This window comes from Daejeonella sp. JGW-45 (assembly GCF_029360805.1).
GTDB lineage: Bacteria > Bacteroidota > Bacteroidia > Sphingobacteriales > Sphingobacteriaceae > Daejeonella.
In genome coordinates this window covers 398,618-412,212 of the sequence record NZ_JARKNC010000010.1, presented here as the reverse complement: position 1 = coordinate 412,212, position 13,595 = coordinate 398,618, and the positions used below count along the sequence as shown (strand labels likewise).

Genomic DNA, 13,595 nt, shown 5'->3' with positions numbered 1-13,595 from the left:
TCTTACTTTAATAGCTGGTATACTATGAAGCTCGCAATATAAGCCAGAGATGTCATGTAAGCAAATTGGATGGCGGGCCAGGTCCAGCTTTTTGTTTCCCTGTACACGATCGCTATTGTGCTTATACACTGCATTGCAAAGGCGTAGAAAACCATCAGGGAGAAGGCGACGGCAACAGTAAAGACAGGTAAGCCTGTTTCAGGATTTTCAGCAGACAGCATTTTATCCCGGACCGAAGCCATATTGGAGTCGTCGGCCTCGACACTATAGATGGTGGCCATCGTTCCGACAAACACCTCCCGGGCGGCGAAAGAGGTGATCAGGGCAATTCCTATCTTCCAGTCAAAACCCAGCGGTTTGATAACGGGCTCTATAGATTTACCCAAAATACCCGCGTATGAACTTTCCAGTTTCTCCGACGATACCATCCGGTCGATCTCCTGTGGTGGGTATCTCTCTGCATATGTCACCGCTTCATACTTTGCCTCGATAGCATCAAACCGGCCTGAGGGTCCGTAGGATGAGAGCACCCACAAAACAACTGACACTGCAATTATGATCTTCCCGGCTTCAAGCACAAAGGCCTTCACACTCTTATACATGGTGAGGAGTACATTGTTCCACCGCGGCATCCGGTATACAGGAAGCTCCATGATAAAGTATCCCCTTTCGCGCGATTTGATAATCATCTTCATCGCCCAGGCAACGACGATCGCACTGATAATACTTAAAATATATAAAGCCATTAAAGCTATACCCTGCATATTAATAAAGCCCCAAACCCTCTGATCAGGCACAACCATAGATATCAGAAGAGTATAGACAGGCAAACGGGCCGAACAAGCGATTAACGGAGTGACCATAATCGTTATCATCCGGTCTTTCCAGTTTTCAATATTCCTGGTACTCATAATCGACGGTACCGCGCAGGCAAATCCCCCAATCATTGGGACTATCGATTTACCGCTGAGCCCAACCTTACGCATGATCTTGTCCATCATGAAAGTCACTCTCGACATGTACCCTGTATCTTCAAGAATGGATATAAATGCAAACAGAATGGCTATTTGAGGTATAAATATCAGGACACCGCTTAGGCCGGCGAGCACACCATCGATCAGCAGGTCCGAAAAAACTCCCGGAGGTAAATACTGATGTCCGAGGTTGGCCATGGCGATAAACAGGCCTTCGATAAGCGACATCGGATATTCTGACCATGCGAATATTGACTGAAAGATCAGGAACAGGATAGCAAAGAATATAATGAAACCAAAAACGCGATGAGTCAGTATATTGTCTATCCTGTTGCTCATGGTTTCCTTACCAGGGTCTGAATTCAGTTTAACGGTATCAAAAAGAACATCGTTAATAAAATTGTATCGCCCTATAGTTTCGGTCGCCTGGGATTTTTGGGAGTGAAAAGAAAACTCCTTTTTTATCTCTTCGATCCTCGTATTCTGCTCATCCGACAGAAACGAAAGCTGTTCGTGCTGGTGTGCAAGCTGAAGAGCAACATATGGGTGGCTAATGTTCAGGTCTCTGCTTATTGCATGTATCAGATCCGGTGCTAAAGCACGCACATCTATCGACGAGAATTGTGTAGGTATAGAGCTGCTCTGGCTGATCGCAGTCTTCAATTGTTCTATGCCTTCGCCTTTCCTGGCGGAAATTGGAACTATCTGAACGCCCAGCTTTAAAGCAAGCTCATCAACTGCAATCTCAATACCGGCCTGGCCTGCCAGATCCATCATGTTCAATGCAATAATAATGGGAATGCGGAGATCAGCCACCTGCGAGAAAAGCAGGAGGTTTCTTTTTAGATTCGAAGCATCTGCAACAAATACGATAAGGTCAGGATGTACCGGGTTGCTCTTATCGGCAAGCGCGTCCATAACGATACGCTCGTCCCTGCTTTTAGGATAAAAACTATAAGTGCCCGGAAGATCAATGATTCGCGCGATACGGCTATCAGGAAGTTTTGAAAAACCCTCTTTCTTCTCAACGGTTACCCCGGGAAAATTCCCGATCTTTTGGCTTAAACCTGTGAGTACGTTAAAAAGCGTAGATTTTCCAGAGTTGGGATTTCCAACCAGCGCAACCTTTAACTCCTTAATCACCTATTGCATTATGATTGTTGAAGCTTCCCTTTTACGCAGGCTTAGCGAATAGCCTGACACAGTGATTGCGATTGGATCGCCAAGGGGGGCTATACGTTCGACAAGTATGGATTCGCCCGGCAAACAACCCATTTCCATCAGCTTGATAGACATTTCCAAATCAGTAAATTCTTTAATTATCCCTGTTTGACCCGGCTCTAGTTGTGAAAGCTTCATAGTTATTAAATCTAAACAAAAGTAGACCTTATTTGAATTAATTCCAAATAACGAAAGATCTAATTGAACAGGGTTCGGTCACATTTCTTTCACAATGCCATAACGCAGGGAGGACTCTAATTTCCCCGGAGCGAGACAGATTGATGCTTACTAATTTTCGGACACTTGCAGCCCTTTTTAAAGATGCTGCAAGACCCTAAACTTAACATGATCAAAACCGCGAATATTTTATAATAGCTTTTCATTGAACCTCGTCCTATGTAAAAATATATAGCTAAAAATGCCCATTCCCACACCGGTCATGTCTGCAAAAAAATCCCACCAGTCTGCCGACCGGTAAGTAAAAACGTAAAGCTGGAGAAGTTCAATTAAACCTCCCAGGCATGTTGTTATCAGCAATATTTTCAGCAAGGTCATTCCCCTGTACGAATAACTGGCCTGCTGCTTAATTTTTCCGTGGAATAGCAGTACTGTAAGTACGAAAAAGAAACCTGTATGAGCGAGTTTATCAAAGCCCTCGAAAAAACTGACGCCTAAGGCTGAGGTATCAGACAGAGGCATATCGCAAATTACAACAACAAATATTGCCCACAGAATGGACAAATATTGATATCGCAACGCTGTCAGCATTCTAGGCGCCTACCAGGTTCTTATATTCTGAAGCCGATAATAGCTTACTAAGCTGGGACTCGTCTGAGATCTCGATTTTTACCATCCAGCCGTCTCCATAAGGATCATTGTTCACCAGCTCCGGATTTGCATCGAGCTTTTTGTTTAATTCCGAAATCTTGCCTGAAACGGGCATCAGCAGATCTGAAACCGTTTTTACAGCTTCTACAGTACCGAACTGACTTTCCTGCGCCACCTCTTTACCAAGGGTGTCTATTTCGATATAAACAATGTCGCCCAGCTCGTGCTGAGCAAAGTCTGTGATGCCGACATAAGCAACGTTGCCTTCAACCCGGATCCATTCGTGATCACTTGTATATTTCAATTCTTCTGGAAAATTCATTTTGTCTGGTTTTAAATATTTCAAAAGTAGCTTAAGTACGGCAGACTTGCAAGGAGGATTAAGGAACAAGGAGCAAAGAATAAAGATATATCGCTGTTCACCAGGAGTGGGGTACTTTAATCAATATCCCCGGGGTCAGATCCTTGTTCTTTGCTCCTTGCTCCTTATTCCTTACAACGTAAACCTCAAATTCACTCCAAAATCATTAAATGAAGTATTAAATGTTTGCGATGTGTAAGGCTTTGTGATCTTACCATTGTAGAATAAACGAAGCGTGAACCGCTGATCGAGCACGTAATCGATATTAGGCCGTATGGTAATGTCTTTAGCGCCTGAAGAAACCTCTGCGTCTACAACATCTGCCCTATAGATCACCGTCTTGGTATCACTCAGAGCAAAATCAAGCTTGAACGACATATCATTATCCATTTTGAGCCCCTTGAATAATCCGAATGGGAAGCGGAACTGATTTGTTCGGTACCCTAAACCAAATACGGCATTATCTTGTTTTTGCTGCCCCAGCTGGCTGTTCGAAAGGCTGAATCTGAGTTCACGTGATTTACGGTACTCCATATTGATTGTCAGGTTATTCTTCAGCCTGACATCCACGCCCAGAAGCGGCTGAAACTGCTCGAACATCGTTACCTGCGAGAACTGGTAGAACGGGAGAAAGTTATTATTGGCGTCCCTGATATTTACCGCTCCGTTAGCTTCCTGGTACCGCACAAGCGAATTGAATCCATTAACTGCGTATGATGACCGGTACCCATGATTAAGGGAGATCGAAGTAAATATATCATTGAAAAAACTGAACTTACTCAGGCCATTATAATTTACCCTCCAGTTAGGGATAGGGATCTTAGGGAACCGGTTTAACGATATCTTGCTGGCATCCTTCCCGGTATAAGCTGCAATGAAAGAAGCGATCAGAACATCCTGTGAACTCTTATTGTATCCATCGGCAAAACCGCCGCTTGTTCCTGCAGAATTTGGATTATTAGCCCCCAGGCGCCTCGAAATAATTGCACGGTTTTCTTCAAACCGTTCAAAAAGGCTTGAGGAATTATTATTCCCGTTCTCCTTTTTAAAAGCAGTCCTCAATGAAATATATGAAATCAGGTAATCCCCGGTTGTAACCGGGCTAAGATTTTCAAAATTACCCGAAGAAGGGAGGTATTTAAAATTAGTTGAGTAATTGAAGTTCTGACTCTTCAAGGCCGTAAGGTCAATGATCATCTCCGGAAAAGGTTCAACCCTTGCACGGAAATTCATATCCTCGCGGTCAGTATTAATATACAATTGGTTCAGCAATGAGTCCCGCGTGATCCAGCCGTTGCTGAGAGCCCGCCCGCGGATGTCCCTTTGGCTTCCGAGCAGAAAATCATAACCGGGAGCTTTGGCATCCAGGTCCTGACCGATAAAGTCTGTTGACGGAAGGTAACCCGGAAGGAAAGTACCCTGAGTCCTTGAATAAGCCGCTCCAACAGTCTTTACACTGGTCAGCAAATTAACAAAGAATCGCCCCGCCCCTTTTGCCTCTTGCGATGCACTACGCACAAAACCAAACTTATTATATAACTGTATCAGGTTAAGTGCCGGGTTAACTTTAACCGCCCGTGAATTCTGGATCGTGTTTCCGACGTTAATCAATGGATCCCGCAGAGTTATCAACGGTTCAGTCTGCCAGTTAAAACCTGCCTGGTACTGCGTACCGAGAGTGATGAAATCGAGTCCCGGAATTTTATTTATCGGTACGTTGTAAGTCAGGTTCATCGTATGTCCGTAGTCCGTCGTCCGCCCCAATTTCTTAAGGTTCTGCCATAAGGTATCGCGCTTCAAACCATTTATCCGTCCGTCCGGCTCATCTATGACAGAGAAATTAGTCGCATTAAAGTCCAGCTGTAAGGAACGCGTTAAGTTCCAGCTTATCCCATAAAGCCGCGACATCTGAAAGTTCTTATTGAAGTTCGTGTTTATCGGCAGGAAATTATTCGGATCGTTATCTCTCAGCGTGTTTTCAGAATACAGCCGATCGACATTTATGTTAAAATTAATGACAGACGGCAGCAATGTGAAGTTAAAATCACGCACCAGTGAAAGAGCTTTCGATTTAATAAGCTTTTCAAAAGGTGTTATCGATTTTGCTTGCTTTGCGTAATTGTACTGGAGGCCGGCCCGATAAGTCCTTTGGATCGTACTTTCATTAATATAATCCCGGTGATTAAACTCGTTGAATGCGTACGTTGCGCTGATATTTTCAATATCCCATAAATGAACCTTGCTTTCCGGGTTGGTTTTAACTTTGCGGACATTCGTGAAGTTGATGCTTTTCCGGGAGCTGTAATCTTCAGTAATAAACCTGAGCGAATCTCTTATTGCCCGCGGTGAATTTTTTAAGACCGTTTTAAACTCGGTATCCTGGTTACGCGGGTCATATTGCGGGCTACCTATCTGGGATGAAAAATTAACGTACATGGGGACCTTAATCCCCGCCCGTTCAGGGAAGAACTTTCCAAGTTCCATGCTTCCCGAAATGTCAAATAATATATCATCCTCACGATTACGCTCACTGACCCTTTTGTCAATAGACCCGAAGCCTATTGTACTCCTGCTTCCCGAGACGGTGATGTCGGCAAAATCAGCTAACTTGGCGTTCAGCCTTGCCGTCGCAGCCCAGCCGCCCCGCTCATCGAAATCAGTCAGACGAAGTTCGTTGAACCACACCTGAGCCGATTTATCCAGGCCATCATCGCCGGCCGGGCTTGCCGGGTTTCTAAGCGGGTTTCTTACTCCTAGCATATAAACCCTCACCTTGCTTAAATCCGGCTGACCTTTAACCGTAATGGTATTTGCACCATCCTGGTAAACGAACGGGCGATTAATTGGCCAGGGCTGTCCATTAAAGATCGCATTATTCCGTGCGGTTTTTGCAGCCTGAAACAAGCTCAGCTGTACGTCAAGCTTATTCTGTTCAGGCCAGATAGCCGCGGGGTCGCTCGAACCGGGGTTTGTTATCTTAAGTGGAATATTATAATCGTAGTAGTTATCCTGGTTGTCCGTTCCCACTCTAAGAAACGCACTCAAATCATTATCCCTTAATTGATTCCCTTCTGCATGAATAAACATTTCCATCCTTTTGTAAGAGCGAAAATCATTGTACGCGGTCCTGAAAGAAGCCCGGGCATAACCGTCACGAAGATCCTTCACAGTCAGTGCCAGCGATTGCTCGTTTTGCTGCGACTGCCCGCGAAAATTTGTAATATCCTGTTCACGTTTGATCCCCGGTGGCAACACATATGGAATGGGAGTACGCCGCCCGTTTTCTTCAATATTTACCGTTGACACATCAATTGACGAATTGTCAAGCCCTGGATTTATCAGCCCCGGGTCAACAAGCACCTTGGCTGGATTATTCTCAGCATTGTATCTTCTCCATTCCCCGCGCACCAGTTGCAGCTTGGCAAACCGCATCACAGTTGTATCAGCGAAATCGGTCATGAACATCCGTATAAACCGAATCGATTTGAAATCCTCAATGTTCCCTACTTTCTGAATGTAGTCATTTACCGGGATCTTAAACTGTATCCACCGTACAGTTTCCGTCCTGCCATTTACAAGCTTTACGGTAGCAGGAACTATATCTGTAATGTAGTTAGATCCTACAGTTGCCAGATCCTGCGGACGGATCGAAACCTTATATTGATAGTATTCATCTGCCTGGGTTGAATTATTATCACGGTTAATATCCTCTCCATCAGGTAAAGAAGTCGCTGCAGAATTTTCAATACCGGTCTCAGCTAACGACTGCTGAGGGGTTTTGGAATTGCCCTCAGGATTATTATACCTCTCATAACGTTTCAGAATACCGGCATTCTGCTGATCAAGATTTGAACCCCGGTAATATTGATAATCATCTGATGCCGGATCTTCCTCGAGTGCGATACCAGCCTGAGGACTCAATGACGCTTTAGCCTGGTTTAAAAATGTCGCGAACTGCTGCCTTTCGTCAGAGCTTCCAAGTCCATCGATCCCAACATCCTGAAAAGCCCGTGCATCCGGATTATTATCAAATGCCTGGATAACCGGCTGGAGCTTGGGAACACGCCCCCAGGCTGTTGCATCAGTTTTTGCAGGATTGCCGTCAATAGGCAAGCCGTTCTCGAGACTTTTCCTTCCATCTTTCAGGATGTCTTCGGTAATATTTCCGAGATTGAAGTATATATCGCCGCCCGGACTTGTTCTATTGTAAATAAAAGGATCGAGCATCCACATTTCAATGAACTCAATATTGAGCGCTTCAAAGTCATTTGTCTCCAACTTCCTGAAGATCCCTCCCCACCGGCTTCTGGGATTGGTCAGGCTTCCATCCGGATTCAAGCCAGTTGACGAAAAGTTATATGGCCCCCGGATCCGCGGGTAATAAGCCAGATCAAATGTTGGCAATATAATAGCCTGTCCGGTCGGAGATTCTTTAAATGGGAAAACCTCCCTTTCAAAGACCTGCCTCACATAATGGTTGGACAGTTCATTCTTATCTTTCTTTATATTGTCGGGAGTAAGTGAATTCCCGTTCACAAAGAATATCGGGTCAATATTGTAAAAGGCGAGCCGCGCACGGTTATAGCCATACGAGAGATCATTATTAAGCCGCGACTCAGGAAACATCTGGGGGGTTCCGGATATCTGCCACGCAATAGCGCTTTTGATATCTATCAGTGACCTGCTTGCTTCAAAGTCATCCAGATAACTCGCCCCATTGCGGCTTCCGGCAAAATTTAATGCCCTGGGATGACCCGGGATAAGATTTGCATACTCGCCGCTAAACGTTATAGATGATGCTTCTTTGGTATTTATAAATGGGATCTTATCTACCATCCTGGTAAGCCATCGCGAGCCCGAACTATAGTTCGCATCGAGGCCCCAGATCGTATTTGAAATAGACTCCTCCCCGATATTAACTTTCTCCGTAAGAGGCTTCTCGGTAAGATTCATAAAAGTACCCCCAAGGTTCAGCTTGTCGTTCACCCGGTAATCAAATCTGGAACCCGTGAGGGAGCGCTGCTGCAAGCCGAACAGCTCATTGTTCTCCATCTTGATCCGTATCGGTTGGCCCGAGTTCAACAAAGCCTGGTTCAGGATGCGGACCATACCACCGTTATAATCGACAGTAAAGTCAACCCCTTCCTGCAGGGGCAGTGTACCCGCAACTACCTGGACAGACCCCTGGGGTATGTTAATGGCATTTAACTGAAATTCAGAACTCGACTGCGACTGATAGGTTCCTCTTATCTGGTACCTGTTGAGTCGCTGGAATAACTGCTGCGCTAAAACCTTCGTCGAATCATACAGGGGCTGGTAGACATATTTATCGATCAGGTTCCTTTCGGCAATGGGGTCAAACCGCCGGGCCAGGTCTGAGCCGAATGGCTCTATCAGCGGGAAGGTTATCCGTCCGTTCTGGGGATCTATGGTTATCCCTTCAATAAAGTCAAAGAATCCATCAGGCCTCCTGTCATTTTGCTGATTTAAATTATCCAGATTAGTTAACTGCAGCCACAGTTTACCATTGGTATTTTGCCCTTCTGTTATCTGCGGGGTTTCAACACCGGTATCCTCACCAAGCCTGAAAATATTCAGCCTGAAATCGGTCCTGCTTACCTGGTAAGCTCCCAACGAATAGATATTTTTCATCATCAGGTCCCAGGTTGGAAGGCTGGTCTTTAAGGTTTCATTCTTTAAAAGCTTTACGAATAGAACCTCAGGTGTAGTATTGTTGACAGCTACGTCTGTAGAGAACTCCCCTACCTGGTACTCCACACCATTAAGCGTATACCGGAAGGCAACAGCAAGTACCTCATCTGCATTTAATGATGTGTTAAGTGAGATATATCCCAATCTGGGATTCAGAGTGTATTCCTTATCGGTCAGGCTCCGTGCGAAAGTCAGTTTTGCGAAATTGTCTGTGGCCCCGTTTGCCTGGAAGAAAGCATTAGCGTCATTGCTGTTTGTCAGCCTTGCACCGGGAGGCAAAACCTGTAGAAGGTTATTTGATTGCTGGGTAAAGCCCGGACCGTTAAACCCTGCAGGCAAAGCTGAAAAACCAGCGCCGCCCTGTATCTGGGCTCTGTTGTAAACGTTATTTTCACCCAGGTCGATGAGACCAAGCACATCCCTGGAATTGACCGTACTGTTTGAACGGTTTGTTATCCAGACTTCGATCTTCGTGATGTTAACGTTTGAGTTAATAACCGGTATATTCTCAAGGGCCCTGTTATAATTATTCCGGAAATACTGCGCCAGGAAGTAATGTTTATTCGGCTCATAATTGTCGGCAGAGATACTGAACTCATTTTGCTGGGATCCGTTGGTGATAGTTATCTCCCGTTGCTGCGATTTCTGCTGGGAAAATACCGTAGTTACGTTTAGACGCCCAAACTGGAGCTGCGTTTTCAGGCCAAAAAGAGCCTGACTGCCTGATATTAACGTAGAGCTCAGGGGGAGACTCACGTTACCAGCTTCGATCTTCCTGATGATCTCGTCATCTTTGCCGGTATAATCAAGCTTTACCTGGTTCTCAAAATCAAACTGTGCTTCAGTATTATAGTTTGTTGTAATCCTGAGCTTCTCCCCTATCTGGCCGACAACATTCATCTGGATCCGCTGCTCAAAATCAAAGTTGCCCTGGCTGCGCTGACGTTCGTTAAACAGGGGATTTTCATTCCGGTTGAACCGTCCGGAAAGCGTCAGATCAGCTGAACCCTGGGGGCGGATATCTATGGTCGACCCACCAAATATCTTTTCGAAAGACTTGCTGTTGATCTTTACAGGTGGAATAAAGCCCGGCTCCCTCGCTTCAGCAAGGGGCAGGTCGGCAAGTTCCTTCCAGTAGTTCTTTTTTATCAACTCATTTTCATACTTCTGATACTCCTCGATGCTCAGGTACTGAGGAGTACGATAAAAACGGTCACCGATCTTTTCACGGATAATATATCGCTTTGAAACAGGATCGAATTCAACACTACGCCGGATGTTTGACGGGTTTGGCAGTGTTATACCCGGAGTACGTTTTAGCTGGATATATTTCGAATCCTCAAAGGGATAAGTGAGCTTTGAAGTGTCTTTCCCGGCGGCTGGATTTTGTGCGATAGCATGGCTGCCTAGGAGGACTAAGAAGAAAAAGCAAATCCCACTTATATAAAAAGCAACACTTTTCAATTTCCTTTGATATTGATAGTAATTATAAGCTTTTAAGCGCAATTTTTATCAATTGCTCCACTGTCAAACTTTCTCCTTCCGATCTTATAACAGCATCTAAAGCCTTGTCAGCAGTGCTTTTATTAAAACCAAGCATAACCAATGCAGACAGCGCCTCGTCTTTAGCCGTAACATTATCCGGCATAGAAATCAATGAATCCGGCCCTTCCTTTTTCAGCTTGTCCTGCAGCTCCAGGATCATCCGCTGCGCAGACTTGGGTCCGATTCCTTTAATTCTCTGGATCAGGGGAACATCCCCCTTAACAATAGCTGTCTGTATTTCCGCGGGTGTAATAGAAGATAATATCATCCTTCCGGTATTCGGTCCTATTCCCGATACCGAAATGAGATGCAGGAACAACCTTCTTTCCCCCTCATCCAAAAAACCATACAGGGTATGCGCGTCCTCCTTAACGTGAAGCCAGGTGAAAAGCTTACATCTCTCCGAATCATTTAAAGCCCCGTAGGTATTCAGGGAGATATTAATATGATACCCTACACCACCGGCGTCTATTACTACATACGTAGGACACTTAAAAACAAGTTTACCATCAATGTAAGCGTACATTCTTTTTTACTTCTGTGCTTTTGAAACACGACTAAATATGCTTTTCCTGCGGGAAGCAGATTCCTTCTGCTCCTCCTTGGTCTGGGCGTCCAGCACGGCTATAGTGACCATATTCACAATTTCCCTGACCGAACTATCCAGCTGCAATACATGCACCGGTTTTCTAAGTCCCAGAAGGATAGGCCCTACCGCTTCAGCCCCGCCCAGCTCCTGTAGTAATTTATACGCAATATTCCCCGATTCGAGGTTCGGAAACATCAATACGTTTGCCGCAGCGCCAACCAGGGTACTAAATGGATAATTATCTTTCAACAGATCAGGGTTCATCGCAAAATTAGCCTGCATTTCGCCGTCAACTACAATCTCCGGATGCTTCTGGTGCAATATTTTAACCGCCTGGCGTACTTTCTCCGGAACGAGTCCGTCATTAGATCCAAAATTAGAATAAGACAGCATCGCAATTCTGGGTTGAATATTGAATTTCTTCACCGACCGGTCAATAAGAATTGTAATATCGACCAACTCCTCTACAGACGGGTTTTCGTTAACCGTTGTATCGCCAAAAAATACCGGCCCTTTCTTGGTAAGCATCATGTACATCCCGGCAACGCGGTTAACATCATCCTCTATCCCAATTACCTGGAGCGCAGGTTTGATGGTTGTGGCGTAATCTTTAGTAAGGCCTGATATAAGTGCATCCGCCTGGCCAAATTGAACCATTGTTGCACCGTAATAATTGCGGTCGCGCATGAGCTTCTTAGCCTCATAAACAGTTATACCCCTACGCTGGCGTTTCTTATAAAGGAAGTCGGCATATTGTGCGCAGATATTTTTTTCTTCCAGGGGATTAATGATCTCTACCCCCTCAAGCTCAAGTTCATGATCGGCGATGATTTGCTTAATCCTTTCTTTATTGCCTAATAAGATCGGGATAGCGATACCTTCATCTTTAACGATCTGCGCTGATTTCAGAATTTTGTAATTGTCGGCCTCTGCAAATACGACGCGCTTAGGCGATGATTTTGCCTTATTAGTAATGGCTCTCATCAACTTATCGTCCATGCCCAGACGATTTTTCAGCTCATCATTATACGCCTCCCAGTCGGTAATGATCTTACGCGCAACGCCTGAATCGATAGCAGCCTTCGCTACAGCCGGTGATACCGACGTGATCAATCTGAAGTCTATGGGCTTGGGAATAATATAGTCCTTGCCAAATTTCAGATTCCTGGAATTATAGGCAAGATTTACGGCTTCGGGCACCGACTTCTTTGCCAGGTCAGCGATAGCGAGAACCGCCGCCTTCTTCATCTCTTCGTTTATCGCCGTTGCTCTTACATCCAGTGCCCCCCGGAAGATATATGGGAAGCCCAGAACATTATTTACCTGGTTGGGGTAATCTGAGCGGCCCGTCGCCATGATAATATCTTTTCGCGTTTGAATTGCCAGCTCGTAGGCAATTTCCGGGTTGGGGTTAGCCATTGCGAAAACGATTGGATTCTTAGCCATCGTCTTCAGCATGTCCGCTGTAAGTACATCAGGTGAGGACAGGCCAATAAATACGTCCGAATCCTTAACCGCTTCCTCAAGGGTACTGATCTTTCTGGACGTTGCAAATTCTGCCTTGGTACCTTCCAGCTTATCACGGTCTGAGCGGATGACACCCGACCGGTCGAGCATGACAATATTTTCCTTTTTCGCTCCCAGGCTTACATACAGGCGGGTACACGATATCGCCGCGGCACCGGCTCCGTTCACCACGATCTTTACCTTCTCAATTTTTTTCTTTTGTATTTCACAAGCATTGATAAGCGCTGCCGCAGAAATAATCGCTGTGCCATGCTGGTCATCGTGCATTACCGGGATGGACATAGCCTCTTTCAGCCTTCTTTCGATTTCAAAACACTCGGGTGCCTTGATATCTTCCAGATTAACTCCGCCGAAAGTCGGCTCCAAAGCTTTGACTATAGTAACAAACTCATCAATGTTTTTGGTGTCAAGCTCCAGGTCGAATACGTCAATGTCGGCAAAGATCTTAAAAAGCAGGCCCTTGCCCTCCATAACCGGCTTTCCCGCCTCAGGGCCTATATCTCCAAGTCCGAGGACTGCTGAGCCGTTGCTGATGACGGCAACAAGATTGCCCTTTGCTGTATATTTATAAACATCATCTTTGTTATCTGCAATTTTCAGACATGGCTCTGCCACGCCGGGCGAATAGGCCAGTGACAGGTCACGTTGAGAATTGGTGGGTTTGGTTGGAACTACCTGGATCTTTCCGGGGCGACCCTGAGAATGGTAGTCCAGTGCGTCTTGTTTGCGATTAATCTTAGCCATTAAAGTAGTTTTGGTTAGTGCCGCTAAAATTACAATTCTTTTCTCTTATACAACTTTTAAAAAGCCTGTAATGGTTCTGAAAAAACTGTTTCCG

7 protein-coding genes are annotated in these 13,595 nt (G+C 45.3%); all 7 read right to left on the bottom strand.

From position 1 onward, the window contains the following. Nucleotides 1-2: 2 nt before the first annotated feature. Entirely contained in the window at nt 3-2,117 is a 2,115-nt protein-coding gene (gene feoB, locus P2W76_RS15355; RefSeq protein ID WP_276348781.1) for a ferrous iron transport protein B, read from the bottom strand. Continuing rightward, nucleotides 2,118-2,333, bottom strand: coding sequence for a ferrous iron transport protein A (locus P2W76_RS15350; RefSeq protein ID WP_276348780.1), 216 nt, complete (start codon nt 2,331-2,333; stop codon nt 2,118-2,120). Between the two features lie 228 nt (nt 2,334-2,561). Continuing rightward, a complete protein-coding gene (locus tag P2W76_RS15345) occupies nt 2,562-2,894 on the bottom strand; it encodes a VanZ family protein (RefSeq protein WP_276348779.1) in 333 nt (110 codons plus the stop codon). A gap of 70 nt (nt 2,895-2,964) precedes the next feature. Next, nucleotides 2,965-3,345, bottom strand: a complete 381-nt coding sequence (gcvH, locus tag P2W76_RS15340) for a glycine cleavage system protein GcvH (RefSeq protein ID WP_276348778.1) — start codon at nt 3,343-3,345, stop codon at nt 2,965-2,967. 171 nt (nt 3,346-3,516) lie between these two features. Then, nucleotides 3,517-10,560 (bottom strand): cell surface protein SprA, encoded by a 7,044-nt coding sequence (gene sprA, locus P2W76_RS15335; RefSeq protein WP_276348777.1) that lies wholly within the window; start codon nt 10,558-10,560, stop codon nt 3,517-3,519. A gap of 22 nt (nt 10,561-10,582) precedes the next feature. Beyond that, nucleotides 10,583-11,167: a Holliday junction branch migration protein RuvA gene (gene ruvA, locus P2W76_RS15330; protein ID WP_276348776.1), complete on the bottom strand. Its 585-nt coding sequence runs from the start codon at nt 11,165-11,167 to the stop codon at nt 10,583-10,585. Between the two features lie 6 nt (nt 11,168-11,173). Then, nucleotides 11,174-13,501: an NADP-dependent malic enzyme gene (locus tag P2W76_RS15325; RefSeq protein ID WP_276348775.1), complete on the bottom strand. Its 2,328-nt coding sequence runs from the start codon at nt 13,499-13,501 to the stop codon at nt 11,174-11,176. Nucleotides 13,502-13,595 lie beyond the last annotated feature (94 nt).

Excerpts from the sequence above, each read along its gene's own strand:
- P2W76_RS15350 (WP_276348780.1), bottom strand. The coding sequence starts at position 2,333 with ATGAAGCTTTCACAACTAGAGCCGGGTCAAACAGGGATAATTAAAGAA.
- P2W76_RS15345 (WP_276348779.1), bottom strand. The coding sequence starts at position 2,894 with ATGCCTCTGTCTGATACCTCAGCCTTAGGCGTCAGTTTTTTCGAGGGC.
- gcvH (WP_276348778.1), bottom strand. The coding sequence starts at position 3,345 with ATGAATTTTCCAGAAGAATTGAAATATACAAGTGATCACGAATGGATC.
- ruvA (WP_276348776.1), bottom strand. The coding sequence starts at position 11,167 with ATGTACGCTTACATTGATGGTAAACTTGTTTTTAAGTGTCCTACGTAT.
- P2W76_RS15325 (WP_276348775.1), bottom strand. The coding sequence starts at position 13,501 with ATGGCTAAGATTAATCGCAAACAAGACGCACTGGACTACCATTCTCAG.